The sequence below is a fragment of the Jejudonia soesokkakensis genome, from assembly GCF_042664795.1.
Lineage (GTDB): Bacteria > Bacteroidota > Bacteroidia > Flavobacteriales > Flavobacteriaceae > Jejudonia > Jejudonia soesokkakensis.
On sequence record NZ_JBHTBN010000001.1, the window covers coordinates 757,536 to 783,611 of the forward strand.

The window sequence follows — 26,076 nt, forward strand, 5'->3', positions numbered from 1 at the left end:
ATTGTTTAGTATTGTACGTGCATTTTAAATTAACATTCTACTTTTTATACAGAACTATTAATGTTTTGGCCAATAGGTCTTTGGTAGATAAATTTCCATTAGATACAACCTCTATACTACAAGAATTGAACGAACGGTTATATAGTGAATAGCTATGACTAAGTTTTAGTTCTTCGACCTCCCTTTATTAGTTTTTTCTCTAGATACCTCTTTTTCGTTACTAGCCATTGCGGTACATACTCCTTCTTCGATTTTGCACACGAAATTGACGGAGTTATTAGTTTTACGGGTCCAATCTGAGTCAGTTGAAGTCGAACCATCATTCCAAGTCCATGTAATTTTTAAATTACAGTCTCCGTCGGGACAATCAGTTGTTGGTATAATACATTCACCATCTACTACTGGTATTGTGGTCGTTTTACCACCACAACTTTTAGTAACAGTTATATCTTGTAAACTTACTTTTCCAGCACCTCCGCCGGTACCACGTACCATAGCTCCTTCGGTAGTATTTACCGTATTTGATACGGGTTTAGTAAGACTAGGTGTGCTCTTATCTATTTCCGATCTTATAGTGAGTGGTTTGTGTTGCCTTTTCCCTGTTGGCAATCCACTTGCCGCATCTCTTGGACTTATCACTTCAGTTACCGAATTATCTGTAGAACTAACACTAAATTCTGATTTTGCCTTGTAATAATCATATCCTTTTTTACTCGAGGCATTAGTAGCTCTAATGTCATTTGAATTCTTTACATTGGTTTCAAATACTACTGAAAATCCAGTATCTGTAGGGCTAATTACGCACCTAACATTTTTTTCTGATTCATAACCTACTGATTTTGAAGATGCCTCTTGTGCAGTTAGCTGAGTTGAGGTACATGTAATAGCTACTAGGGCTATTGTAATGATTTTTGTTTTCATAATTTCTATTGTTTAGATATTGTATTTTAGATAGTATGTGTACTTAAGTTCAAAAAGCGTTGCCAATAACCCCAGCACTAATACATTTCAATTGTATTCTATTTAAAATTGCTTATGAAAAGTAATTTTTTTTAAATAATTTTAATTAACCTTTACGTCTTTATCATGTTGATTTAAAGCGTATTAAATGTAATGATATTTTGCGAATTACAGCTATTTTATGAAAACTATTTTTGCCAGAAATAAGATCGTAGCAATTTATGAGGAAACGAATTTGTAATATTTGGTTAGGAATTTGGTTTTGCAGATGTTGGTAACTCTTGAATTACTATGTTTTGAGACAAGTTCTTGGTATGTAAACAATTACCTTCCAAATTTATAATATTCCAAAAATGGATGTGGAATCCCTTTTAGACTGGCGCCTATCGCTTGCATTCCCATGACGCTAAATGTAATGCCATTCCCTCCAAACCCTAAGACATAATGTTCATTTATTGTTGGATCTGGTTTGCCCATATAGGGTAATCCGTCTTTTGTTTCGCCAAATGTTCCTGCCCATGAATAGTCTGCTACAAAGGCAAGTTCTGGAAATATAACCTTACAACTTTTAGTGAGTGCTTTTTCTTTTTTTTCGAGAAGTGCGTCCCGAAGCTTTGCATTCTTGAACTTCTCGTCACCTCCACCCATGATGATCCGTCCTTCAGGCGTATTTCTAAAATATAAATACGGTTTTGAAGTATCCCAGAAAATATGTTTTTTAAACGCAAGTGGAATGGTTGTCAATGCTTCAGAAGCAAGGGCATAGGTGCTTTTTAAATCCACGATATCTTCCTTAAGCGTTTTGACACTTTCGTAGCCTGTGCAATGTAACACATGGCTAGCTGTAATTGAATTTCCGCGATTTGTTAGAAGGTGTAGGGTATCCTCTTGCTGTTTGATCTCAGTTACTTCGGTCCTGTCATAGATTTGTAACCCCTGATCTACGCAAACTTGTAATAGGTCCTGGGTAAATCTATACGGATCCATACAGGCACCCGATGCAGACACGATACCTGCACGCCCTTTTTTAATTCCGAGGTCCTGTAATTGTTCGGCTTCTAGCCAAGACACTTTAAATCCATGTTCTTTTCGTGCATTATATTCTTTTTGGAGAACGGCTATATCTTTCTTATGGGTGGTGAAATAGACACTTTTTTTACGTTCAAAATCACAGTCACTTTTAATTTTTTTAACCAGTTTTTCGAGTGTGAAGATTGCCTTTTCACATTCCTTATAGCTGGAAACAGCGAGGGTTAGTCCTACTTGATCAATAAGCTCATGTAAGGCAACATCTATTTCATACTGAAGCATGGCAGTACTGGCAGCACTGCTGCCATTAAAAACATCCCGGCGATCTAGCATAACTACGGTATAATTTTCTTGTAGCAACTGGTAAGCTATTAGTGCTCCGGTAATGCCTGCTCCAAGAATGACAACTTCGGTTTTTAGATCTTCTTTTAAGGAAGGATAGCTTGTATCCATCGCATTTTTTATCAGCCAGAAAGGTTCGTTTGTTCGGATATCCATGATTTTTATTTTAATTAAAAATACTTCAAGACACTGCTAGCTGATACTTATGTTGGGGAAACATTAACCAATTGGCATAATGTATTATTTCTTACATAACTTCGGAAAGCTATGTTGGTTTTTTTATACCTAACAGGTCCGAACGGGTATTATCTTCTTGTTTTTAGTGATTTACCTACAATGGCTGAAAAGAAAATACCTTAATTTTTAAACTTACCTAAGATAGGTAAGGGTGCTTCTTATTCAAAAAAAATCTCTTTCAGAAAAAACTTTTGAAAGAGAGATGTTCTCTGTGATAGCCTATTAGGCTGCAAGAAATGCCTCACAAGCTCTTATGCATTCGTCACACGCTTTGGCGCAAGCCTTACAGTGATCATGGTCGTGTCCTTCGCAAGTGGCTTTGCAGTCTTTACAAACACTGATGCAATAACGTACAAGCCCTTCTACGTTTTTATATTTGGTATGTAATATTTGGGAAAGACTTGAACATACTTCTGCACATACATGATCTGTGCGAATACAGGTTGCCATATGCTGTACATTGGGTTCGTCAAGGCATGCATCTGCACAATGATTGCATGCGTTTATACAATTTCCGAGGATCGATATTAATTGTTCTCTTTTCATTTTTACTGTTTTTAAATGTATAAATACCACAGTTAAAATAATTTCGTCTTTATTTTTTTGTGGAAAGTATTCTAATGTACAAAACCAAAGCCTCATTGGGATGAGGTTTAACGATTTCTAAAGGGAATTATAACAGAAGATTAATAAATAGTAATTTGCTTAGGAAGGATTATTTAAATACGCCTTCTCTACCTGTGTTAGTTAGATTGAAAAGATCCTCGTGTGATACACAAAATACTAAAGTTTATGTTTTGTGTATTTATATCTTCTGAAAGCGATGGATAACTTTTTTTTAGGGCGTTTTTAATCAGCCAAAAAGGTTCATTAGATCGGATGTCCATAGGGTTGTCAGTTGTCAGTTGTCAGTTGTCAGTTGTCGGTTGTCGGTTGTCGGTTGTGGGTTGTCATTTACTAGTTTTCTGCGTAACTAATCCGCTCTCGAATGCCTCCACTAGCGCGATGAATGATCACATCTGCCTTATGCCGTTTTGCAATAATTTTGGCTTTGTTAATTGCGGTGCTTTGTTTCCTATGTTTTGAGGTAATACGCTTGTTCCCTTCGCGACGTACCGCCCAATCATCTTTATAAGGCACGACATGTTGATGCCAAGTTCTTTTTAGTTTCCTTTTTCCAAAACTTTGTAGAAAGGTTTCTATGAGTTCCCGAATGGCATCTGCAATCGTATACTTTTTTGGCATAACTTCTAGGGTCTTACATGAATACACAGAAAACGTCGTGTCTCTTTCTAAATATCTATTTTAAAATACGTTTTCCGGTAGTTACAAATGAAATTCCCTGTTGGCCATAGGTATTGATCATGACCGCTTCAAAAATAGGTTCGTTGGTTCCCTTTTTTGTTTTCCAGTCAAATACAAAATTAGCGCCAGTTCCGCCTTCTTTATCAATACCATCTATAACAATTTGTACAGTTTCCATGGGATTTATAAAAATGGTTTTGTCAAAATACGTGCGTATAGGCTCCCCATGGGTATTGTAATACACAGCCTTGTCTATAAAGAGTTGTTCGTTCAGATTGGGATTGTGAAGACTTACTGTGACCGTTAAATCACTTTGTTCTTCATCATTTCGCATATAGATTTGAGAATAAATGGATAAAAAAGTACTTCCTGTTTCCAACGAATCTGAAACGGTCGTTTTTACCGTTCGTTTATCCCAGTTTACAGGATCTGTGGAGCTTAACTCGCGAGGTTGAATACAGGAAATGCAAAGAAGCGTAGGTAAGGCTATAAAAATGAAATATTTCATATGGTTATTTTGATAGGTATAGGTTCTTAAAATATTATTTTTAAAAATACAAATTCATACGAAAAGGATTCCTATATTCATGTTAAATCGCATTGTACTAGCTATTTCTACGATGAAATAAAAAGGTCGGAATTTCTCCCGACCTTCTCTAAAGAATTACAAAACTAGTAATTCTTACCGCTTTTATTTATAGTTATGCTAAAGCAACTTTTACCGACAATGGTGTTTGAATAATAGATTCTTTATTTAAAATTAGCTGGTTCACGATAGTTTTCCAGTTTTCAGCAATATCAAGCTCACCATTGACAGGCAGACTATCGTCCTCATTATAAAGGTCAATAAGCTCTATTTCATCAGATTGGATTTTTGTAAACCGTAAACTAATGGTATCTACGATATCTTCAAATCCTTTTTCTTTTTTTACACGTGTTGTAGTTTTAGCAACCTCACAGATTCTTACTTGTGTAAGATCAATTTTTTTGGAGGTTTCAACACCTTCCGCTTTTTTGAAAAAATAAAGTGTTTTTTTAATTTCATCTAGCCCTAATATAAAGGTAGTATGCTCAATGTGTTTCGACATAGAGCCCTTGTCTTGTTCAATAAGAGATCTTAATCCCTTCAAAAGTGTTTTAGATTGACTCGTTGTATTGAAGCCAATTAATAAAATGGGTACTATAATAAGTGTAAAAAGTACCACGGTGATAATGATCATTCCTGATTCCATTTTTTTATAATTTTTAAAGTAAATTTTAATATGTGAGGGTATGGCTCCTTTAGAGCTATACAGTATGAAAAGTTCACAATATTATTTACCAATGGGAATGAAACGGGAAAATACGTTCTTTTATAGTCGCTACCGTAACAGCTGGATCATTTGTAGCTGTTAATTGCTGAAGCCTTGTGGCCGCAATGCCGTGTTGCGCTACAATTCTTACTTTGTAATGGGAAGAATCTTTAAACGTGACAGGAGTTCCTTCTGAATCGCTAATCGATACTGAATTTTCTCCGGGAGTATCAATAAAAAATAACACCTTTTGATGCGCTGAAAGGGACTGCAGATTTTCTTGCAATTCAGCGTTTTCAGAAGAAATAACCGCTATAGTATAGGCACTTGCAGAAAATCCTGCAAGAAGCACCACCAACGAAAAACACACTATATTCTGAAGCTTTTTCAATCTATCAAATTTATACCCTAAAAAAATCATTTGCAATCTGGAGTTCAACTCTCCATCTGACTCTGAGTTTGTAATTTTTTTCTCCAAAACTCATTAGCAAATTGTATGCCGATTCGTTTCAGAAATAAAATAAAATAAAGCCAGAAGCTGTTCTCTCAAAATACGGCAACTGTCGTATTGTCTTTTCTGTAGTATGGTGCTAAGTTTCGGTATGATTAAAAACCTACTGTTTCCAAACAAATACAACATCCTGGTCTGGGCAAACACCCTATTTTTATTAGTCCTATTGCTCTCAGGCTACGCAAGTGCTATCACGATTGTTCTGGCCTATTTTATGGAAACCATTATTATCGGGCTCTTTCATATACTAAAACTTTGGATTGTTGTTAAAAAAGGAAAGCCGGGTGATCCCACAAAGAATGATGGTATGTCAGGGATGGGGGTAATTCCTTTTTTTATCGTTCACTACGGAATGTTTGTCGCCATTCAATCTATTTTTGTCTTCTCATTTTTTGCCCACGATTTTCCTGAAATTAAAGAGGCTTTTCATTTAATTGACAATTATACATTCGCGTTACAACTTGATGGCATGCATGCCATTATTGCTTCTCTAGTCGTTACCAATCTGGGCTATTTTTACACAAATTTTCTCGCTACGGAAAAATACAAGGAATATACGCCAGCGCAATTATTTTTTAAACCCTACGTGCGCATTTTTATTCAGCAATTTGCGGTGATATTGGCAGGATTTTTCTTTATCATTCTTTCGCAAGGGATTGCAGCAGCTATCTTACTTCTTATTATACGACTGCCAGTAGATCTTATCATGGTCGGGATTCATAAAGACTCTAAACCTTTTGAAGCCTACGTAAAAAAACATTCTACCACATACAATCAGTATCTAGAAACCAAAAAGAAATACCAAGAATTTTCAGAATAAAATTTTTTAAAGGAGTTGCACAGTTTTCAGTTTAAAATACAATATATTGTCAACAATCCGTTTTATATTAAAATCCCAAATAGTATTACTATGAAAAAGTTACTCCTACTAGTATTGATTTCTGTTGGTATACCATCGTGTTCAAATTTAGATGATGCAGGTCAAATACATTTAGATTTTGAAGAGAGTTTATCAATGCGAATTACCTTAGAAGAAATGAGAAATCAATTTCCTGACAAAGGTTTTTTTAGAAATGCTGCCGATTTATGCTTTAACTTTGAGTATCCTATAAATGTGGGTTATAATGATGGAAATGAAGTTACCGTTAATGATTTTGATTCCCTTTTAGAGTTGCTGCTTCAGGAAACGGTAGCAAGTCACATAACTACAGTCGCTTTCCCATTTAATGTCATTCTTGCAGACAGTACAACCCAGACGATTACCAATGAATCAGAATTTCAAATGTTGATAGATGATTGCGGGTACGATTTTATTACAGTTGCAGATGTAATGGCAGTTGTTGATGAATGTTTTACCGTAAATTATCCCATAACATTAGTTGTAAATGATGAAGAACAGACATTTACTTCTCAGCAAGAAATAGAAGATTATTTTGCAAATAATACTTCAAACATAGTAAGTGTAACCTTCACTTACCCTTTGTCTGTTACCTTGGTGAATGATACAGATCCTACTATTATTTCAGATAATTTTGAATTGATACACCTTATCACTACTACTTGTGCAATTGACTAGCACTTGTTGTATATAATTTTGTAAAGACCTCTATTAGAGGTCTTTTTTTGGATATCTTAAAATAAGGCAATTGCCCTATGGTGTTGTAACGGATTGATGTATAGTTTTATAACTAACTTTAAACAACACTACTCATGAAAAAAACAATACTACTTATCGCAGCTGCCTTTTTAATGTTGGCGTGTGATGGTTACGGAGAGAAAGTAACCTACGACGGTACCGAAGTATATTATAAGGATGCAGCTCTTAAAACAAAAGCCGAAGCAACCGGAGCTTATTTGCAAGAGATGGGATTTACAGATGGAAGTTCAAAATCGGTACAGATAACAAAAGATTCAATTTATAACTTTAGAATGGTCGTACAGGAAGGTATGGCGCAAGACTCTACAAGAGATGTAAATTTTATGGCGCTAGGTTTTTTATTGTCAAAAGATGTCTTTGATGGAGAAAACATTCACTTCGATCTGTGTGATAACACTTTTGAAACGATACGTACCATCCCCATAGAAGGATTTAATACAGAAACAGACTAACCTAAAATACGATGGGATTTATAGCAACTGGTTTCGCTGTAGCCATTGGTGCGGTTCTCGTTTTCGTGCTCTTTGAATGGTTACGATTCAAAGCTATACTTACAAATGAGAGTGTATCGATCGTCTACTATATTGTTGGATTGCTCCTTGGCTTAATGGGTTTGTTCTTTAGCTGGATCTGGGTATATTATGGAGTCCTTTTTTATTCGGTGCCAGCTCTTATAGTCAGTGGCATTTATACCTTGCGAGCTAGTGTGATTTTTAAACGTCCTTTATTTTTAAAATTAAATATGGCGGTAATTATTATTTCAGTATCTATTTCTATTATTACTTTTTTTATCTATTTATAATGAAAACTATTCTTATTACATGGTTGTGCTTCGCATGGTCAACAACAGTCTTTAGTCAGTATACTATTAACATGGAAGTAGCCCCTTTAAATACAGTTCCAAACAAATATACTGCCAATCAGATGGGGTATGTGGGTGCTCCCAAAAGGGTCGAAAAGACCTCATACGGTCAGACGTTCGTGTATCATTTTCATAAAGATGGTAGGTTGCAAAGTATCGAATCGCCTTTTTATGTAAAACCAAGTGAATATGTCTATGATTCTGAAAATAGGCTAATTAAAAACATCACCTATTCAAAAAACGGTGCCTCTGTGAGTTTGTTTACAACCAACGATCAAGGTTTTTTATGGACCGATGATATTACAGATGCATCGTATAAAAGATATTTTGAATACAATGATAGCGGATTGCTTTGTAAAGTTTCAGAACCAGAAGGCTTATTTACCGAATATGAATACGACTCACTGGGGAGAGTGATAAAAGAAATTGGAAACGACTATGTTAATACCTATGAGTATTCGAAAGATCGAGGGTTTTTAAAAGTGACCAAGACTTCAAAGAGTAAAGACTACGAGAGCGCTCATAATTATTATTATAACAAACAAGGAGTCAACGTTGGAAATGACAAGCCTGGAAAGCCTCTCGACCTTCCACAATCGCTGGTGGAGGTAGATGCTACTGGCAATGTAACTAAAATAACGTTAGGCTACGGAAGTGTTCTTGAAGAAGCAAAGTTCACCTATTATTAAGGATGGGTAAAGGCTTTTTTTCCTGAAAACAATAGGTCATGACAAATTTATGTGGGGGCTTAATAGCATTCAGAAAAGCTTTAGTTACAAGAAGATTGAATAAATTTAGTATTTTAGTTTCAACGTAACTGACCCACCATGAGATTCTTACTACTAAGCGCACTACTACTGTGCTTCACTGAAGTTTATGCGCAATCTGCTCAAAAAAAAATTGACAGTTTACTGCAGGTAGCTGAAACCAGTACCGATTCGACGAGACTTCGCATTTATAATAAAGTTAGTTTCTATTATATTTTTAACGATCCGCCAGCTGCAAAAAACCTTTTGCAAAAGGGAATTCAAGATGCTCAAGAAACCGATATCCCTTTTTCTGAAGCTGAACTTACAAACACCTTGGGGATTTATTTTGACGTTTCTGGGAAACAAGACTCTGCCAAATATTATTTTGAAAAGGCTTTAAACATTAGCAAAAGACACGATTTTAAAATTATCACTGTGATGATTGTCAATAACCTAGGAATGTTTAATTGGAACAAAGGAAATTATCAAGAAGCATTGGCGTATTTTTTTAGTGCGTTAGAAATGAATAAAACCAATACTACAGATGAAGGAAATGGGACGTATCTTAACAATATAGGGTTGATCTATCAAGAAATGGCAGATTATGACAAAGCCCTTGAGTATCATAATCAAGCGCTGGAGATACGAAGAAGGCATCAAAAATTAAGTGCCATTCCAGCCTCCTTAAACAACATTGGAATTTGTCACCTTCAGAAAAATGAACTTGAAAAGGCTGAAACTTTTTTTAAAGAGGCCATCAGTACAGCCCAAGAAGCGAACGAAAATGGGAAGTACTATGATGCGCTGGTCAATCTTTCTAATCTGTATGTAAAACAAAAAAAATATGAAAAAGCCATTCCGGGCTATGAAAAAGCGATTGCTGGAAGAGATCAAAATAATATAGACAGAAATGCCAACGTCACGCCCATTGCCAATTTAATTTTGGCGTATATAAGTTTAAAAAATACCGAAAGAGCAGAGGAATACATACTGAAAGGAGAAGCGCTACTGGATGAGTTTCCAGACACTCGTAATGCTTCGGTACTTTTTTATAGAAATGCTTCGGAAGCCTTTTTTTTAACCGGTAATACAGCCAAAGGAAGTGAATATTTAGACAAAGCCATTACGCTAAGTGAAGAAATCTATTCTGCCGAAAATGCCGAGGCGATCGCCAATCTGGAAACAAAATTTAACGTAGCCGAAAAAGAAGCAGATTTAGCCACCACTCGAGCAAATCTCGCAGAAACCGAACTGAAAGTAAAGCAAAGAAATACGATGATTTATGGGGCGTTAGGATTGGCACTCATCTTGGGTTTATTGGGGTATTTGTTTTACAATCAGCAGAAATTAAAAAACCGACAGTTGGTTAAAGAGGGAGAGTTACAATCGGCCTTGGCTCAAATTGAAACTCAAAATAAACTACAAGAACAACGGCTTCGCATCTCTAGAGACCTTCATGATAACATTGGTTCGCAGCTTACTTTTATTATTTCCAGTATTGATTCGTTACAATATGGGTTGGCTGGATCAGCGCCAAAAACTGTTGAAAAACTATCGGGAATTTCAGCCTTTACTTCGGAAACTATTTATGAACTAAGAGACACTATTTGGGCGATGAATAAAGATGACATTTCGTTTGAAGACCTTCAAACGCGTATTTCAAACTTTATTAAAAAAGCGAATACGGCTTCAGAAGGAGTTGAGTTTGATTTTAAAATTGCGGAAGCAATTTCCAAAGCACATACGTTTACCTCAGTCGAAGGTATGAATATCTATCGTATCATTCAGGAGGCAGTCAATAACGCCTTAAAACATTCCGAAGCTACTACAATAGAAGTGCTTATTTCAGAAAACGAATCGACCTTTATTATCGAAATTAAAGACAATGGGAAGGGTTTTACTCCAGATGAGGTGGCAATGGGCAATGGGCTTGGCTCCATAAAGAAAAGAGCGAAGGAAATAGGAGGGGAACTAGTGATACTTTCCGAAGAAAAAAAGGGCACTAATGTAATCGTGAAATTTTAAAACAAGTAGTATACTAAATAAGATGAATAAGGTAGTTAGAATTTTAATAACAACGTATTTACTACTCATTGTTGGAGTAGTAGGCGCACAGGATAAAAAAACGGTCGATAGCTTGCAGAAGCTTGTAGCTAAAAAGGAGACACCTGTTCTAAAAGCGGGAGGGCTTCTAGGTTTTGTAGATTATTATTTTGAAAGAGATAAAGATTCGGCGAGCTATTATTTAGAAGAAGCCATACAATATACTAAGGAAAACCAATTAGAAAAAAAGCTGTCATTGGCTCTTTTAAAAAAGGCACAGTTGTTTATAGTGAAAGGGAAATATGATTCTTCAGAATTCTATTATAACCGAGTTTGGGATCAATTGGAAACAACTTATGATTATGATTTGTACACCAAATATTATGGAGATTACGGAGTGTTACATTTTTACAAAGGAGACTTTAAAGGGGCGCTCACAAATTTTGAAAAGGCAACAGATCTTGCTGAGAAAGAAAAAAATGAAGTAGATCAATTACGATTTCTAAACAACAAGGCATTGGCCATGTCGTACCTTGGAGAGGCAGAAGCATCGATTTTAGTACATGAACGAGCTATTAAACTAGCCGAAAAGTTACAAGATTCTGCAGCATTAGGTAAATCCTTTAATAATTTGGGACTCATTTATGAAGATATGAAGGAGTATGAAAAAGCGCTGGAATATTATCAAAATGCCTTAATTATTAAAGAAAATGTGAGCAGCAACGTTGATATCATAAACAGTCTTTATAATGTGTCGAGTATGTACAAGGAAATTGGAGAGAAAAACAATGACACTTTGTTATACGCAAAAGCTGAGAAAGGGTATTATGATGTCTTAAAACTAAGTGAGGAAGCCAATTACGGGAAAGTAAAACTCTTTGCAAATACTGGGCTTGCACAATTGGCAACAGTACGTGGCAAATACCAAAAAGCGATAGATATTTACGAAGAGGTGATTGCTTTGGCCGAAAAGGATAATGACCAACAAACATTAAGGGTCAACTATCTTAATGTGGGGGTCAATTATTTACTTCTAAATAATTTAGCGAAAGCCGAAACGTATTTACTAAAAGCAAAGCCTTTAATTGAAGAAGCTGAAAATCCTTCGGACCAAGCAAAGCTTTATAAAAATCTGGCATCGCTATATACCGACAAGGGTGAATTTAAAGTAGCCAACCAGTATCTTTTACAACAATTTGAACTCGAAAAATCAATGTCTAGTGATGCGCTTCAGGATAAAATATCAGATTTTGAAGTAAAATATGAAACCGAAAAAAAAGAAGCTGCATTGGCAACCACTCGAGCCAATCTGGCCGAAAGAGAACTGGAAGTACGACAAAAAAACATGCTTATTTTTGGAGCTTTGGGGCTTGCGCTTATATTAGGATTGTTAGGATACCTGTTTTATAATCAGCAGAAACTAAAAAACCGACAACTAATAAAAGAAGGAGAATTAAAAACAGCTTTGGCAAAAATTGAAACACAAAACCGATTGCAAGAACAGCGACTTCGAATTTCAAGAGACTTACATGATAATATTGGGGCACAACTCACTTTTATTATTTCGAGTCTCGATAACCTGAAGTTTGGTTTTACCGATATGAGCACAAAACTTTCAGAAAAACTGACTGGGATAAGTGAATTTACCAATCAGACAATCTATGAACTCCGCGACACCATTTGGGCGATGAATAAAGAGAATATTACTCTGGAAGACCTTCAGATTCGTATTTCTAACTTTATCGAGAAGGCGAAGATCGCTTCAGACAAAACACATTTTAATTTTAAGATTGCTGAAGGTGTTAACACTCATAAAGTACTGACTTCTGTAGAAGGGATGAATGTGTATCGTATTATTCAGGAAGCTGTAAATAATGCTCTTAAATATTCCGAAGCTACCAAAATAACAGTTTTTATTGCTGAAGAAAATGGGGTGTTAACTATCAAAATAACCGATAACGGGAAAGGCTTTGATCACGCTACTGTGGAAAAAGGAAATGGGTTTAATACCATTCAGAAACGTGCTAAAGATCTAAAGGGAAAGGCGTCCATTTTATCTACCCCGGGAGAAGGAACCGTGGTATCACTTTCAATTTAAAAATAGGGCAGTTGCCCTATGGCTTAGGTTAGTGATGTACGCTATTTTTAGACATTCATATTGAATCTATTTATGTCTATTGATGTATTTATTATACTAACCGTTGTAGGGGTTGTAGTTACAGCATGTTTTGTTTTTTATGTTCAGAATAGGAAACTTAAAATGAACCATGGGATTGCAGTAACATTTCTGAAAAAACATATTTTAAAGCATCGTTCCGAAGTGCGTTTTAGACAAAAAAATCTGGACACGTATGATTTTTTAGAATACAATCTGTCACAAGCGCTTGTTGTACAAAACGATATAAATTGTAACTTTAACTAAAACGAACTACCATGGGTCTTAAAATTGCTATTGTTGACGATAACTCTTTTTTAATTAGTGCAGTAAAAGAGAAGCTTTCTTTTTTTGAAGATATCGCGGTAAAGCACACCTCACTAAACGGAAGTGAGCTTTTAACCAAGCTTGAAGACAATCACAATCTAGACCTTATCTTAATGGACATTGAAATGCCTGTTCTTAACGGCATTGAAACGACCCAAATGGTTAAACAAAAATACCCACACATCAAAATTATCATGCTTACGGCTTTCGATAATGATGAGCATATTTTTAATGCGATTAAAGCTGGAGCAGATGGGTATCTTCTAAAAGAGATAAATCCTAAGGATCTGTATGATGGCATTCAGGAAACCTTAAATGGAGGTGCTGCAATGAATCCGTCGATTGCGCTTAAAACTCTTAAATTGCTTCGTAATCCTATTGATATTCAAAATCCGAAAGACCAGGAAGAAATAAGCCTATCTAAAAGAGAAGTTGAGGTTTTAGAACAGTTGAGCAAAGGATTAAGCTATACGGTAATTGCAGATAATTTAATTCTTTCTCCTTCTACCGTTCGTAAGCATATTGAAAATATCTATAAAAAATTACAAGTACATAGTAAGATCGAAGCAGTTCAAAAAGCAAAAAATCACAATATCATTTAGGTTCTTCCAATAAGAGATCGTTTTCTTCGTTAACAATACACTAAGAAATCCCTGTTAAAGGGTACTAAAATGTGATATTCCTATTATAATTTTGGATATCATTGGTGCATAATCTAAAAATCTAGCTAAAAATGAAAAAACTTGCATTCCTAATCTTATCAGTACTATTTATCTCTTGTGGCGGAAACGACGATGATGGCGGTCAAAACATCAACGAACCTACAACCGCAGGATTGGCATTTGCTGTCAGTGAAAATAATTTTTCGACAACCTATAACAACATTCGTACGACCTTACAATCCAACTCAAGTATCTCCATTGTAGCCGAAGTAAACCATAGGACAAATGCTTCTGCGGTAGGAGAAGATTTAAGGGATACCAGAGTTATCTATTTCGGAAATCCTACCTTGGGAACTCCTATCATGCAAGCAAATCAGTTAGCTGGTTTGGATTTGCCTCAAAAGATATTAGTATATACAGATCGAGATAATAATGTTTTTGCGGGATATAACAGTACTTCGTATTTGTCTGCTCGATACAATGTTGGAAACGCTCCAACGCTACAACAAGTGAATACTGCACTCTCTACTATTGTGGCGGGAGCTACCAGTGCTACTGTTTCAGAAAATAATAGCAACGTTACGTTTAGACAGGGAACAATCACTATTGTGAGTCAGAATAACTTTTTAGACACGTACAACAACCTACGCAATTCGATTTCAGACAATCCAGATCTGTCAATTGTAGCAGAACTGGATCATCAAGCAAATGCACAGTCTGTAGGCTTATCATTAAATCCTACACGTGTGATTATCTTCGGAAACGCAAACTTAGGAACCCCTTTAATGCAAAGTGCCCAAACAACAGCATTAGACTTGCCACAAAAAATGTTGGTATGGCAAGAAGCAGATGGTACCGTTAATATTTCCTATAATGATCCAGAATATTTAGCCCAGAGACACGGAGTTTCTGGAAATACAGAAGTCATTGCAACAATTAGCAGTGCCTTGGCTGGATTAGCTGTTGATGCTTCCAACTAATTTTTAAATAATTCCGGAATTTTACGAATGGGATTCGCTTTTTCATAAGCGTATCCCATTTTTAGTAACTCTAATTCACTAAACGGAAGCCCAATAAACGTCAATGCAATGGGCTCGCCATTTTCCTTATACCCCATAGGTAGCGCAAGGCAAGGGCGTAACCCTACAGCTGCATAGCCAGAATGGTAGTTATTGATTGACAGTATTGCATCAAGATCGTGTGCTTGCATAGGCTCATCAAAAAATTGTGCACCATTTTTTAATAAGGTAGCTCTTAATTGCTGAAAGTCTTCTGTAGAGGTTGAATCTGCCACAATTTCATCAAAAATTCCCTGATTGTAAGGCATATAGCCAAGACTGTCTTTTTGGTTGAATGCCATCACATCCTGTATGCTTTTTACTGAAACAGTTTCTGAAGCATATTCTTCTAAGTATAACGGCAAATCTTCCAGCATTTCTACATCCAGCAAAGTGCCAAATCCTTCTAACGCAATCTCTGGCGCATCGTATGTTACAATAACGGCTCCCTCATCTTCCAATCTTTTAATGGTTGCCGAATAGATCGAATCTTCCAGCAGACCATTCATTACCCCTAAACGCTTCCCTTTTAGAGTGCCTTCTTTTACCGAAGCAATATAGTTTTCACTTTTCTCTTTTGAAGCAGAATCCGTAGGATCCAGTCCTGCCATTGCATCTAGAAGAATGGCAGTGTCTATGGTATTCTTGGTCATAGGACCAGAGGTATCCAGCGTGTGAGAAATAGGAATGATTCCACTTCGACTTAACACACCAACGGTTGGTTTTAAGCCTACCAAGGAATTCTGACTGGTTGGCGAAATAATAGAACCCGCCGTTTCAGTTCCAACAGCAGCAACGGCATAGTTAGCTGCCACAGATGTGCCACTTCCTGCACTACTACCACCAGTTTCAAATTGTTTTCTTCCGTAGGGATTTAAAGTTTGTCCTCCTACGGCACTATATCCCAAAGGGCACCGATTACAGAAGTAATAAGCCCATTCACTTAGATTTACCTTTCCAAGGATGAGGGCGCCATTTTTCTTTAACTGAGATACAATAAAAGCATCTTTAGTAGGAGCATTTTCCTGCAGTGCCATCGCTCCAGCAGTGGTCTTCATATTGGAAGTACTAATATTATCTTTTAATAAAATGGGCATCCCATAAATTTCATGATTTTTGGTTGCTTTGTTGGTGTCTTTTAAACGTGCTTCTTCCAGAACATCTGGGTTTAAAGCCATAATGGTATAAAGGCTCGTTTTAGGGTCTAGCTCATAGGTGTAAATACGTTTCAGATAAAATAAAGTAAGCTCCTCATAGGTGAACTTATTAGCAGCTATGGCTTGCTGAATGCTGGGGATATCCTTTTCAAGAATCAAGGGAGCTATTTCATCATAGCGCTCCTGCGGAAAATCGGTTACTTCCCAGTACAACTCCGAAAATATGGCATTACGATCTGTAAACTTAGATTGCAATAGTTTGTAGCGTAATCTTCTATTCTCAATGCTGTCATTTTCTTTTACTTCTGAGGTTTCATCATAAGCCATCCACAGCGTAGGAACTTCTCGAGGAGTTTCAGGCTTTTCCTGACAAGAAATAAAAGAGAAGCAGATAATTAGCATGGCAAAAAGTGAATAGAGAGTTGGTTTCATGGTAGGATATTTTTTATAAATGTAAAAAAAGTTCCTTTAGTTTCTGAGAATTTTCAGCTAATTGAAGAAAAGTGTTGTAATTTTAAGGATTAATCAACTTAAATCCTTTCAGAAATGAAACATCCCTTTAAAACCCTTTTGGCTGTACTCTTATTATTTCCAGCCATCACTATTTCACAATCAACAGACGCTGTGGTCGAAGCCATAGTAAAAGAAGCGAATGAAAATTCGCAACTAGAACCTTTGGCGCACCAGTTAATGGACCAGGTAGGGCCCAGATTGGTAGGAACTCCACAAATGAAAAATGCAGCAGATTGGGCGGTAGAAAAATTTGAATCATGGGGCATAGATGCCAAAATCGAAAATTATGGAGAGTGGAGAGGATGGGAACGTGGTATTACCCATATTGATATGATTTCGCCAAGGGTGCAAAGTTTGAAAGGAACACAACTTGCCTGGAATCCCAGTACAGGCTCAAAAGGTGTAACGGCAGGAGTCATTACTATGCCTACTTTTAAAGATGCAGCAGATTTTACGAAATGGGTACCGAATGTCAAAGGTAAGTTCGTATTGATCTCTATGAACCAACCTACAGGTCGGCCAGATTATAATTGGGAAGAGTTTGCTACGGAAGAATCCTTCACTAAAATGAAAGAAGAACGTGATGCACAAACTGAAGAATGGCGTGCTAATTTAGAACGCACAGGCTATAATAGCAGGACCATTATTGCTGAATTAGAAAAAGCTGGTGCTGCGGGAATTGTGGCTTCCAACTGGTCGAGAGGCTTTGGTGTAAATAAAATATTTAGTGCCAGAACCGAAAAAATACCCACAGTTGACCTTGAACTGGAAGACTACGGAATGGTATACCGTCTTGCTGAAAGTGGGCAAAACCCTCAAATAAAAGTGGTAGCAGAATCAAAAGATCTGGGAATGGTACCTACTTTTAATACCCTAGCAGAAATTAAAGGAACCGAAAAGCCTGAAGAATATATAGTGCTTTCTGCTCATTTTGACTCATGGGATGGAGGAACAGGCGCTACCGATAATGGAACAGGTGCTTTAGTGATGATGGAAGCAGCACGCTTACTTAAAAAGGCCTATCCAAACCCAAAACGTACGATTATTGTTGGATTATGGGGAAGTGAAGAGCAGGGACTCAATGGTTCACGTGCCTATGTAGAAGATCACCCCGAAATGATTCCGAATATACAAGCGGTGTTTAATCAAGATAATGGAACAGGAAGAGTGGTTCGACTTTCAGGGGGCGGATTTCTACAATCGTACGATTATCTAGGTCGCTGGCTGAATGCAGTGCCAGAAAAGATTTCAGATCATATTGAAACTTCATTCCCTGGCACACCCGCAAGAGGGGGTTCAGATTATGCAAGTTTTCAGGCAGTGGGCGTTCCTGCATTCAGTTTAAGCTCATTGAACTGGTCGTACTGGGATTATACATGGCATACCAATAGAGATACTTATGATAAGATTATTTTTGATGACGTTCGAAATAATGCCATATTAACGGCAGTGCTAACATATATGGCTAGTGAAGATCCTGAAAGAGCTTCAGGAGAGAAAATAAAAATGCCATTAGACAGAAGAACCGGAGAACCAAGAGAATGGCCTTCGCCAAGATCTCCTGAACGCAAAGGAGGAATGTAATTTTAAAATAAAAAAAGCCAGGCATTGCCTGGCTTTTTTTTATTAAACTAAGTTGTTTTATAAGCTAAACGCTTTTTTAACAGCATCTACATGATCCAGTTTCTCCCAAGTAAAAAGTTCAACTTCCTTTTCGATCGTTCCATTATACGGACTTTCAAATTTCTTTGTCACTATTTGAGGCGTACGTCCCATATGTCCGTAGGCAGCTGTCTCCAGGTAGATCGGATTGCGAAGCTTTAACCTGCTTTCAATGGCAGCTGGTCGCATGTCAAAGATGGTAGCTACTTTTGTTGCAATGGCTCCATCGGTGAGATCGACATGTGAGGTTCCATAAGTATTAACAAAAATAGAGGTGGGTTCTACAACACCAATCGCATAGGATACTTGTACCAATACCTCGTCTGCAACTCCGGCAGCAACAAGGTTCTTTGCAATATGTCTTGAGGCATAGGCCGCACTTCTATCTACTTTGCTCGGGTCTTTTCCGCTAAAGGCTCCACCACCATGTGCTCCTTTACCACCGTAGGTATCTACAATTATTTTTCTACCTGTTAATCCGGAATCCCCATGTGGTCCTCCAATGACAAATTTCCCTGTCGGATTGATATGATAGGTAATTGCATCATTAAATAAATCCTGAACGTGTTGAGGGAATTGAGCCTTCACTCTCGGAATTAAAATCTCAATAATGTCTTTCTTGATTTTAGCTAACATTACTTCGTCTGCATCAAAATCGTCATGCTGTGTAGAAACAACAATAGCCACAATTTTTTGAGGTACATTATCATCACTGTATTCAATGGTTACCTGACTTTTGGAGTCGGGTCTCAGATAAGGAATTTCTTTTCCTTCTCTTCGCAAAGCGGCAAGTTCAATTAAAATCCTATGAGAGATGTCCAATGCTAGGGGCATATAATTTTCAGTTTCTTTTGTGGCATACCCAAACATCATCCCTTGATCTCCTGCACCCTGTTCTTCTTTACTGGCTCTGTCAACCCCCTGATTAATATCTTGAGATTGTTCGTGTATAAGTGAAATAACACCACAGGAATCACCACTAAACTGGTAAGCTCCTTTGGTATATCCAATATTGTTAATTACAGTTCGTGCGATGGTTTGAACATCAAGATAGGTATCACTTTTAACTTCTCCTGCAAGTACTACTTGTCCTGTAGTTACTAAAGTTTCACAAGCTACTTTTGACTCTGGGTCAAAAGCTAAAAAATTATCTAATAAAGCATCACTAATTTGATCTGCTACTTTGTCTGGGTGCCCTTCAGAAACACTTTCTGAAGTAAATAAATACGCCATAAATGGGTTTAATAAATTAATAAATACGGGTAGATTTGACGGTAGCGTCGAAGGGAGTTTACACTGCCTTTAGCATTTTATTCCCAACGCAATTGGGAGTTTTTATAGGTTCCCATGCTGGAAGAGGTTGCAATCAGTCAAATCTATCCTCTTTAACGATGCAAATGTACAGATTAATTTAAAATTAAAAATATTCTAATTAATTAAAATTTTGAGTTGTTTATAATTTGTAAATTTAAAACCAAAATACTTGCCCATGAAAGTGAAACTCAAACGAATCAATGAAAATTTCCTGTTGGAAGCTAGTGGGAAAAATGACACCCCAGTTTATATCGATAATTCTTCCGAAGAGAACCCAAAAGGAGCCAGTCCTATGGAACTACTGCTAATGGGAGTAGGAGGTTGCAGTGCCATCGATGTAATCTCTATTTTAAAAAAGCAACGCCAAGAAATTACTGCTTACGATGTGGAAGTTACAGGAGAACGTCACGTAGAAAAGGAAGCCAAGGTGTTTACTGCAATGCACGTCATTATTTATTTGGAGGGTCAAATCACTCCCGAAAAAGCAATTCGGGCTGCTGCGCTTAGTTTCGATAAATATTGTTCTGTTTCATTAACGTTAGCGCCTTCGGTGGCAATTACCCATGAAATCATAGTAAACGGAATACACCTACCTCAATCTTAATTTATATAAGTTAATCCGAAGTTCATGCTCTCCAGAAAAACGAAATACGGAATTAAAGCACTTACTTTTTTGGCAAGAAGAGAGACCAATGCACCCGTTAGCATTGCCGTCATTGCAACCTCTGAACATATTCCCCAGAAATTTTTAGAAAGTATTTTATTGACTTTAAAAAACGCGAAACTGTTGGAATCGAAAAAAGGAAAAGGCGGAGGCTATTCCTTAATGAGAACCCCCCAATTTATTAATATTTCGGAAGTATATCGTATCCTTGAAGGTCCTATCGCGATGGTGCCTTGTGTAAGTCTTAACTTTTATAAACCTTGTGACGATTGCCCAGATGAAAAAGCTTGCAGCGTCCATAAACTCATGATACAGGCTCGTGATAAAACACTGGAAATTTTTGACAAAACAACACTAGCCGATTTAATTAGCTAAAATTTTCACCATTCTTTTTGTCAAAGTCAAATTTATCCTATTACTTTGCGTCAGTTCATGCATATAATGATAGTTATCAAGAAAGGCGGAGGGATTAGACCCTATGAAGCCTTAGCAACCCTTTCGCCAGAAAGAAGGTGCTACATTCTATTCGGTTTTTACCGAAATAGATAACAACCCAAAAGTGTAACCTTTCCCTTTTCTTGATACTTATTTTTTTAGCGATCCCAGACAAATGTCTGGACCGGGCTATTCGCTGTATCTTTTTATTTGTCACCCTGAGCGTGTCTAAGGGATTGTTTTTTAAACACAAATAAAAAGGATGCCGCTGCTATCCCTATCGCAGGCTTTAGAACTAAGCTATAAGGGCACCCCAAAAGTGTTTCCTGTAGCTATTTGTTTAATTTTAAAAGATACCCGTTTGTACGGCACAATATGAGAAATAAACTTTACGACGCATTGCGACATCGCATCCTCGTACTTGACGGCGCTATGGGGACCATGCTACAACGCTATCATTTTTCTGAAGAAGACTTTAGAGGAGATCGTTTTGCAACCCATCCGCTTTCTGTAAAAGGAAACAATGACCTGCTTTCGTTAACCCAACCAAACGCCATCGCCGAAGTCCATAAAAAATATTTTGAAGCCGGAGCAGATATTGTAGAAACCAATACCTTTTCCAGTACGACCATAGCAATGGCAGATTATAAAATGGAAGACCTGGTCTATGAACTCAATTTTGAAAGTGCTAAAATTGCCAAAGAGGTGGCGACCGAATTCACAAAAAAGGAACCTCATAAGCCGCGATTTGTTGCAGGTGCGATAGGACCTACCAACAAGACGGCAAGTATGTCGCCCGATGTTAATGACCCTGGTTTTAGAGCTATTTCTTTCGATCAATTACGTATTGCCTACAAACAACAGGTAGAAGCTTTGATTGATGGCGGAGTTGATATTTTATTAGTAGAAACGGTCTTTGATACCTTAAATGCAAAAGCGGCCCTGTTTGCCATTGAAGAAGTTAAAGACGAACGAAATATTGATATTCCGGTCATGGTTAGCGGAACTATTACAGATGCTTCAGGTAGGACCTTATCTGGTCAAACAGCCGAGGCGTTTTTAATTTCAATTTCGCATGTTGACCTGCTAAGTGTAGGGTTTAATTGCGCGTTGGGAGCAAAACAATTAACTCCTCATTTGGAAGTAATAGCCAACCGTGCCTCAATGGCAATTTCGGCTTACCCAAATGCAGGATTGCCCAATGCCTTTGGCGAATATGATGAATCGGCAAATCAGATGGCTGCACAAATTAAAGAGTATCTAGATAAAAAACTAGTCAATATTATTGGAGGTTGCTGCGGCACCACTCCCGAACATATTAAAGCGATTTCAGCATTGATAAAAGAATATCAGCCACGTGAAATCCCGCAATTAAAAGTAGTTTCGATATGATTCCAAGCCGAAAAGAAGTAATAGATGCGTATTACCGCGTACAACCCTACGTCCATAATACGCCAGTATTAAAATCGTCTTATTTAAATTCTCTTTCAGGAACCGAGGTATATTTTAAATGTGAGAACTTTCAGAAAATGGGTGCGTTTAAAATGCGGGGTGCCATCAATGCCATTTTACAACTTTCCGAAGCACAAAAAGAAGCTGGAGTGGTCACACATTCTTCGGGAAATTTTGCACAGGCAGTTTCCTTAGCAGCACAGAAAGTGGGAGTGAAAGCTCATATTGTCATGCCTTCCAACGCTCCTTCGGTAAAACAGGAAGCGGTCAAAGGATACGGAGGCTTGATTACAATTTCTGAACCAACATTAGCAGCAAGAGAAGCAGCCGCCGCAACCATTGAAAAGGAAACAGGCGCTACTTTTTTGCATCCCTCTAACAATAAAGAGGTGATATTGGGTAATTCGACTGCTGCATATGAATTACTACATAGCCATCCAGAGATAGAAATTATTCTAACTCCCGTAGGTGGGGGCGGATTAGTAGCCGGAACAGCGTTAGCTGCTCATTATATTGGGAACAACTGTAAGGTCGTTGGTGGGGAACCTTTTGCAGTGGATGATGCTTACCGTTCCCTTCAATCTGGGAAAATTGAAATTAACGAAACCACAAATACCGTTGCCGACGGGTTGCGAACTAATCTTGGAGCTATTAATTTTCCCATTATTAAAGAATTGGTTTCAGAAATTATACGCGTAGAGGAAGAAGAGATCATAGCCGCTATGCGACTTATCTGGGAACGAATGAAAATTATTATCGAACCGTCTTGTGCAGTACCGTTTGCAGCTGTTTTGAAAGAAAAACAAAAATTTAAGCATAAAAAAATAGGGATAATCCTCTCTGGAGGAAACGTGGATGTGAAAAAGCTTCCGTTTTAATTAAAGTGTCACCCTGAACTTTTCGAAGGGTTTTATATGGATAAAGAATCAAAAAAATACCTAAAACTAAGTGGTCTCGAACCGTTAGTCATTACGCCAGAAAGCAATTTCATCAACGTGGGGGAACGTACGAATGTAGCAGGCTCAAAAAAGTTTTTACGTTTGATCAAAGAACGAAACTTTGAAGAAGCATTGTCTGTCGCTCGTGACCAAGTGGAGAATGGCGCCCAGATCATCGATATCAATATGGATGATGGACTCATAGACGGCAAGGAGGCAATGGTAAAGTTTCTACATCTTGTAATGGCAGAACCCGATATTGCGCGAGTTCCAATTATGATTGATAGTTCAAAATGGGAGATTATCGAAGCTGGACTTCAGGTGGTGCAGGGAAAATGTGTGGTGAATTCTATTAGTTTAAAAGAAGGCGAAGCGCAGTTTATTCAGCAGGCAACATTGATCAGAAGGTATGGTGCTGCAGTGATTATCATGGCATTTGATGAAACGGGTCAAGCAGATAATTACGAGCGTAGAATTGAAATTGCAAAGCGATCGTATGATATTTTAGTGCAGCAAGTGAACTTACCTCCCGAAGATATTATTTTTGATCTTAATATCTTTCCTGTAGCAACTGGCATGGATGAGCATCGTAAAAATGCGGTGGATTTTATAGAAGCGACACGATGGGTACGAGAAAATTTGCCGCATTGCAGTGTGAGTGGCGGGGTGAGTAATGTGTCGTTTAGTTTCCGCGGAAATAATACCGTTCGAGAAGCCATGCATTCTGTGTTTTTATACCACGCCATTCAGGCGGGAATGAATATAGGAATTGTAAATCCTACCATGCTTGAAGTCTATGATGATATTCCAAAAGACCTATTAGATCATGTCGAAGATGTGATGTTAGATCGGCGGGAAGATGCCACGGAGCGATTACTAGATTTTGCTGAAACTGTAAAGGGTACTTTAAAGGAAAGTGCCATTGATCTATCATGGAGAGAGGAAAACTTACAAAGCAGAATTACAAGAGCTTTGGTAAAAGGGATTGACCAGTATATTATTGAAGATATTGAAGCTGCTCGTCAAAGTGTATCAAAGCCTATTGAAGTAATTGAAGGGCATCTCATGATTGGAATGAACGTCGTGGGCGATTTGTTTGGGAGCGGAAAAATGTTTTTACCGCAAGTGGTAAAATCGGCCAGAGTGATGAAAAAAGCGGTGGCATATCTGCTTCCGTATATTGAAGAAGAAAAATTAAAAAATCCTGTTGAGGATGAAAAAAGCAATGCAGGTAAAGTGTTAATGGCTACCGTAAAAGGCGATGTACATGATATTGGTAAAAATATTGTGTCGGTAGTATTAGCTTGTAATAATTATGAAATCATTGATCTGGGCGTCATGGTACCACCCGAAAACATCATTGCCGAGGCAAAAAAGCATCAGGTGGATGTGATCGGGTTAAGCGGTTTAATTACCCCTTCACTAGATGAGATGGTGTTTTTAGCAAAAGAGATGGAGCGGCAAGATTTTAAGGTGCCCTTGTTAATTGGGGGAGCCACAACCAGCAAGGCACATACAGCAGTAAAGATCGACCCCGAATACCAACATGCTGTGGTGCATGTATTAGATGCGTCAAGAGCTGTGACGGTGGTGGGTGATTTGCTTCAAAAAGAGCGCTCTTTTGCATTTAAAAAGGAATTGAAATTGGAGTATGAATCCTTCCGAAGGAATTTTCTGAAACGGCAAAAAATCAAAGAATACATTTCTATTGAAGCTGCCAGAAATAATAAGTTTGCTATTGACTGGAAACATACTGAAATTATCAAACCGAAAAAACTTGGAGTTCAGGTAATATCTAATTTTGACCTCGAGCTGTTACGCTCTTATATTGATTGGACTCCGTTCTTTAGAAGTTGGGAGTTACATGGAAGGTATCCTGATATTTTAAAAGATGAAGTAGTAGGCGCTCAGGCAACCGAACTTTTTAAAGATGCACAGCACTTATTAGAACGGATTAATTCTGAAAATTTACTACAAGCAAAAGCTGTTTTTGGTTTATTTGAAGCCAACACAATACAGGACGATGATATAGCAATAGTTCAACCTGAGAATTTTAAACCGGAAACAAAGATATTTAGAACGTTACGCCAACAATCTAAAAAAGCTTCTGGGAAACCTAATATAGCCTTATCTGATTTTATTGCGCCTAAAGACACTGGAATACAAGATTATATAGGTTGTTTTTGTGTGACTACAGGATTTGGAGCCGATGAGTTGGCGGCAGCGTTTAGAGCCGACAATGATGATTATAATTCGATTATGGTAAAGGCATTGGCAGATCGTCTGGCGGAAGCGTTTGCAGAATACCTGCATCAAAAAGTACGTAAGGAGGATTGGGGCTATGCAATTTCTGAAAGGTTATCGAATGACGAATTGATTAAAGAACAATACAAAGGAATTCGACCTGCACCCGGATATCCAGCCTGTCCAGACCATCTGGAAAAAGAAACGATCTGGGAAGTGTTAAACGTAAAAGAAAGTATAGGAGTAGCACTTACTGAAAGTCTAGCCATGTGGCCGGCTGCTTCGGTTTCGGGATATTATTTTGGTAATCCGGAAGCGCGGTATTTTGGGTTAGGAAAAATTAAGGAGGATCAGGTAACCGATTTTGCCCAACGCAAAGGAATTACGATTGAAAAAGCAACCAAGTGGTTGCAACCAAACATTGCCGATTAGTGCGTTAGGAACATGCCTGTCTGCCAAAGTCAAGACAGGCTTGTAGCAGCGAAAGCCCGATCTAGACCGAATGAAA

25 protein-coding genes and 1 riboswitch are annotated in these 26,076 nt (G+C 37.6%); of the genes, 16 read left to right on the plus strand and 9 right to left on the minus strand.

The genetic code is table 11. The features are described from left to right. Positions 1–165: 165 nt before the first annotated feature. From ACFQO1_RS03465 to ACFQO1_RS03495, 7 genes are all read right to left on the minus strand, one after another. Positions 166–921: an Hcp family type VI secretion system effector gene (locus tag ACFQO1_RS03465; protein WP_380216578.1), complete on the minus strand. Its 756-nt coding sequence runs from the start codon at positions 919–921 to the stop codon at positions 166–168. Positions 922–1,284: 363 nt separating this feature from the next. Then, a complete protein-coding gene (locus ACFQO1_RS03470; RefSeq protein ID WP_380216579.1) occupies positions 1,285–2,487 on the minus strand; it encodes an NAD(P)/FAD-dependent oxidoreductase in 1,203 nt (400 codons plus the stop codon). A 303-nt stretch (positions 2,488–2,790) separates the two neighbouring features. After that, positions 2,791–3,210 carry a four-helix bundle copper-binding protein gene (locus ACFQO1_RS03475; protein WP_380216580.1) on the minus strand — a complete coding sequence of 140 codons (420 nt, stop codon included), beginning with the start codon at positions 3,208–3,210 and terminating at the stop codon, positions 2,791–2,793. A gap of 315 nt (positions 3,211–3,525) precedes the next feature. After that, a complete protein-coding gene (locus ACFQO1_RS03480; protein WP_380216581.1) occupies positions 3,526–3,813 on the minus strand; it encodes a DUF2188 domain-containing protein in 288 nt (95 codons plus the stop codon). 55 nt (positions 3,814–3,868) lie between these two features. Further along, positions 3,869–4,381 (minus strand): DUF3124 domain-containing protein, encoded by a 513-nt coding sequence (locus tag ACFQO1_RS03485; protein WP_380216582.1) that lies wholly within the window; start codon positions 4,379–4,381, stop codon positions 3,869–3,871. Positions 4,382–4,574: 193 nt separating this feature from the next. Then, the gene (locus tag ACFQO1_RS03490) at positions 4,575–5,105 is read right to left on the minus strand and encodes a hypothetical protein (protein WP_380216583.1); all 531 of its coding nucleotides are present in this window, start codon (positions 5,103–5,105) and stop codon (positions 4,575–4,577) included. A gap of 85 nt (positions 5,106–5,190) precedes the next feature. Beyond that, positions 5,191–5,556 (minus strand): hypothetical protein, encoded by a 366-nt coding sequence (locus tag ACFQO1_RS03495; RefSeq protein ID WP_380216584.1) that lies wholly within the window; start codon positions 5,554–5,556, stop codon positions 5,191–5,193. Positions 5,557–5,767: 211 nt separating this feature from the next. On the opposite strand from ACFQO1_RS03495, the gene ACFQO1_RS03500 reads away from it, so the two are divergent. The 10 genes from ACFQO1_RS03500 (at position 5,768) to ACFQO1_RS03545 (ending at position 15,111) form a co-directional block, all read left to right on the plus strand. Then, a complete protein-coding gene (locus ACFQO1_RS03500; RefSeq protein WP_380216585.1) occupies positions 5,768–6,496 on the plus strand; it encodes a DUF6498-containing protein in 729 nt (242 codons plus the stop codon). A 90-nt stretch (positions 6,497–6,586) separates the two neighbouring features. Then, the gene (locus ACFQO1_RS03505; RefSeq protein WP_380216586.1) at positions 6,587–7,252 is read left to right on the plus strand and encodes a hypothetical protein; all 666 of its coding nucleotides are present in this window, start codon (positions 6,587–6,589) and stop codon (positions 7,250–7,252) included. A 134-nt stretch (positions 7,253–7,386) separates the two neighbouring features. Then, positions 7,387–7,785: a hypothetical protein gene (locus tag ACFQO1_RS03510; protein ID WP_380216587.1), complete on the plus strand. Its 399-nt coding sequence runs from the start codon at positions 7,387–7,389 to the stop codon at positions 7,783–7,785. Positions 7,786–7,796: 11 nt separating this feature from the next. Then, on the plus strand, positions 7,797–8,135 hold the full coding sequence (locus ACFQO1_RS03515; protein WP_380216588.1) for a hypothetical protein: 339 nt from the start codon (positions 7,797–7,799) through the stop codon (positions 8,133–8,135). Then, positions 8,135–8,884, plus strand: coding sequence for a hypothetical protein (locus ACFQO1_RS03520; RefSeq protein WP_380216589.1), 750 nt, complete (start codon positions 8,135–8,137; stop codon positions 8,882–8,884). The genes ACFQO1_RS03515 and ACFQO1_RS03520 overlap by 1 nt, the downstream gene beginning before the upstream one ends. Before the next feature lie 138 nt (positions 8,885–9,022). Beyond that, positions 9,023–10,969 carry a tetratricopeptide repeat-containing sensor histidine kinase gene (locus ACFQO1_RS03525; RefSeq protein WP_380216590.1) on the plus strand — a complete coding sequence of 649 codons (1,947 nt, stop codon included), beginning with the start codon at positions 9,023–9,025 and terminating at the stop codon, positions 10,967–10,969. 22 nt (positions 10,970–10,991) lie between these two features. Next, entirely contained in the window at positions 10,992–13,085 is a 2,094-nt protein-coding gene (locus tag ACFQO1_RS03530; protein ID WP_380216591.1) for a tetratricopeptide repeat-containing sensor histidine kinase, read from the plus strand. A 72-nt stretch (positions 13,086–13,157) separates the two neighbouring features. Further along, entirely contained in the window at positions 13,158–13,409 is a 252-nt protein-coding gene (locus tag ACFQO1_RS03535; RefSeq protein WP_380216592.1) for a hypothetical protein, read from the plus strand. Positions 13,410–13,420: 11 nt separating this feature from the next. Further along, on the plus strand, positions 13,421–14,071 hold the full coding sequence (locus ACFQO1_RS03540; RefSeq protein WP_380216593.1) for a response regulator: 651 nt from the start codon (positions 13,421–13,423) through the stop codon (positions 14,069–14,071). Positions 14,072–14,202: 131 nt separating this feature from the next. Continuing rightward, positions 14,203–15,111: a DUF302 domain-containing protein gene (locus tag ACFQO1_RS03545; RefSeq protein ID WP_380216594.1), complete on the plus strand. Its 909-nt coding sequence runs from the start codon at positions 14,203–14,205 to the stop codon at positions 15,109–15,111. Here ACFQO1_RS03545 and ACFQO1_RS03550 read toward each other — a convergent pair. Then, positions 15,108–16,778 carry an amidase family protein gene (locus ACFQO1_RS03550; RefSeq protein ID WP_380216595.1) on the minus strand — a complete coding sequence of 557 codons (1,671 nt, stop codon included), beginning with the start codon at positions 16,776–16,778 and terminating at the stop codon, positions 15,108–15,110. The genes ACFQO1_RS03545 and ACFQO1_RS03550 overlap by 4 nt on opposite strands. A gap of 114 nt (positions 16,779–16,892) precedes the next feature. Here ACFQO1_RS03550 and ACFQO1_RS03555 point away from each other — a divergent pair, with 114 nt between their 5' ends. Beyond that, on the plus strand, positions 16,893–18,443 hold the full coding sequence (locus ACFQO1_RS03555) for a M20/M25/M40 family metallo-hydrolase (RefSeq protein WP_380216596.1): 1,551 nt from the start codon (positions 16,893–16,895) through the stop codon (positions 18,441–18,443). 57 nt (positions 18,444–18,500) lie between these two features. On the opposite strand, the gene metK is transcribed toward ACFQO1_RS03555, so the two are convergent. Further along, positions 18,501–19,754, minus strand: a complete 1,254-nt coding sequence (gene metK, locus ACFQO1_RS03560; protein ID WP_380216597.1) for a methionine adenosyltransferase — start codon at positions 19,752–19,754, stop codon at positions 18,501–18,503. A gap of 256 nt (positions 19,755–20,010) precedes the next feature. On the opposite strand from metK, the gene ACFQO1_RS03565 reads away from it, so the two are divergent. The 5 genes from ACFQO1_RS03565 to metH all read left to right on the plus strand — a co-directional run bounded on the left by ACFQO1_RS03565 (position 20,011) and on the right by metH (position 26,000). Next, on the plus strand, positions 20,011–20,439 hold the full coding sequence (locus tag ACFQO1_RS03565; protein WP_380216598.1) for an OsmC family protein: 429 nt from the start codon (positions 20,011–20,013) through the stop codon (positions 20,437–20,439). 24 nt (positions 20,440–20,463) lie between these two features. Then, positions 20,464–20,874 carry an RrF2 family transcriptional regulator gene (locus ACFQO1_RS03570; protein ID WP_380216599.1) on the plus strand — a complete coding sequence of 137 codons (411 nt, stop codon included), beginning with the start codon at positions 20,464–20,466 and terminating at the stop codon, positions 20,872–20,874. Positions 20,875–20,944: 70 nt separating this feature from the next. Further along, a riboswitch (SAM riboswitch) is annotated at positions 20,945–21,051 on the plus strand. Between the two features lie 258 nt (positions 21,052–21,309). Beyond that, positions 21,310–22,326 (plus strand): homocysteine S-methyltransferase family protein, encoded by a 1,017-nt coding sequence (locus ACFQO1_RS03575; protein ID WP_380216600.1) that lies wholly within the window; start codon positions 21,310–21,312, stop codon positions 22,324–22,326. After that, complete coding sequence (locus ACFQO1_RS03580; RefSeq protein ID WP_380216601.1) at positions 22,323–23,264, plus strand: pyridoxal-phosphate dependent enzyme; 942 nt, start codon at positions 22,323–22,325, stop codon at positions 23,262–23,264. The genes ACFQO1_RS03575 and ACFQO1_RS03580 overlap by 4 nt, the downstream gene beginning before the upstream one ends. Positions 23,265–23,300: 36 nt before the next feature. Continuing rightward, a complete protein-coding gene (gene metH / locus ACFQO1_RS03585) occupies positions 23,301–26,000 on the plus strand; it encodes a methionine synthase (protein WP_380216602.1) in 2,700 nt (899 codons plus the stop codon). Positions 26,001–26,076 lie beyond the last annotated feature (76 nt).

Coding starts and splice junctions, on each gene's coding strand:
- ACFQO1_RS03465 (WP_380216578.1), bottom strand. CDS start 921: ATGAAAACAAAAATCATTACAATAGCCCTAGTAGCTATTACATGTACC.
- ACFQO1_RS03470 (WP_380216579.1), bottom strand. CDS start 2,487: ATGGATATCCGAACAAACGAACCTTTCTGGCTGATAAAAAATGCGATG.
- ACFQO1_RS03475 (WP_380216580.1), bottom strand. CDS start 3,210: ATGAGGCTTTGGTTTTGTACATTAGAATACTTTCCACAAAAAAATAAA.
- ACFQO1_RS03480 (WP_380216581.1), bottom strand. CDS start 3,813: ATGCCAAAAAAGTATACGATTGCAGATGCCATTCGGGAACTCATAGAA.
- ACFQO1_RS03485 (WP_380216582.1), bottom strand. CDS start 4,381: ATGAAATATTTCATTTTTATAGCCTTACCTACGCTTCTTTGCATTTCC.
- ACFQO1_RS03490 (WP_380216583.1), bottom strand. CDS start 5,105: ATGGAATCAGGAATGATCATTATCACCGTGGTACTTTTTACACTTATT.
- ACFQO1_RS03500 (WP_380216585.1), top strand. CDS start 5,768: ATGATTAAAAACCTACTGTTTCCAAACAAATACAACATCCTGGTCTGG.
- ACFQO1_RS03505 (WP_380216586.1), top strand. CDS start 6,587: ATGAAAAAGTTACTCCTACTAGTATTGATTTCTGTTGGTATACCATCG.
- ACFQO1_RS03510 (WP_380216587.1), top strand. CDS start 7,387: ATGAAAAAAACAATACTACTTATCGCAGCTGCCTTTTTAATGTTGGCG.
- ACFQO1_RS03515 (WP_380216588.1), top strand. CDS start 7,797: ATGGGATTTATAGCAACTGGTTTCGCTGTAGCCATTGGTGCGGTTCTC.
- ACFQO1_RS03520 (WP_380216589.1), top strand. CDS start 8,135: ATGAAAACTATTCTTATTACATGGTTGTGCTTCGCATGGTCAACAACA.
- ACFQO1_RS03525 (WP_380216590.1), top strand. CDS start 9,023: ATGAGATTCTTACTACTAAGCGCACTACTACTGTGCTTCACTGAAGTT.
- ACFQO1_RS03530 (WP_380216591.1), top strand. CDS start 10,992: ATGAATAAGGTAGTTAGAATTTTAATAACAACGTATTTACTACTCATT.
- ACFQO1_RS03535 (WP_380216592.1), top strand. CDS start 13,158: ATGTCTATTGATGTATTTATTATACTAACCGTTGTAGGGGTTGTAGTT.
- ACFQO1_RS03540 (WP_380216593.1), top strand. CDS start 13,421: ATGGGTCTTAAAATTGCTATTGTTGACGATAACTCTTTTTTAATTAGT.
- ACFQO1_RS03545 (WP_380216594.1), top strand. CDS start 14,203: ATGAAAAAACTTGCATTCCTAATCTTATCAGTACTATTTATCTCTTGT.
- ACFQO1_RS03550 (WP_380216595.1), bottom strand. CDS start 16,778: ATGAAACCAACTCTCTATTCACTTTTTGCCATGCTAATTATCTGCTTC.
- ACFQO1_RS03555 (WP_380216596.1), top strand. CDS start 16,893: ATGAAACATCCCTTTAAAACCCTTTTGGCTGTACTCTTATTATTTCCA.
- metK (WP_380216597.1), bottom strand. CDS start 19,754: ATGGCGTATTTATTTACTTCAGAAAGTGTTTCTGAAGGGCACCCAGAC.
- ACFQO1_RS03565 (WP_380216598.1), top strand. CDS start 20,011: ATGAAAGTGAAACTCAAACGAATCAATGAAAATTTCCTGTTGGAAGCT.
- ACFQO1_RS03570 (WP_380216599.1), top strand. CDS start 20,464: ATGCTCTCCAGAAAAACGAAATACGGAATTAAAGCACTTACTTTTTTG.
- ACFQO1_RS03575 (WP_380216600.1), top strand. CDS start 21,310: ATGAGAAATAAACTTTACGACGCATTGCGACATCGCATCCTCGTACTT.
- ACFQO1_RS03580 (WP_380216601.1), top strand. CDS start 22,323: ATGATTCCAAGCCGAAAAGAAGTAATAGATGCGTATTACCGCGTACAA.
- metH (WP_380216602.1), top strand. CDS start 23,301: ATGGATAAAGAATCAAAAAAATACCTAAAACTAAGTGGTCTCGAACCG.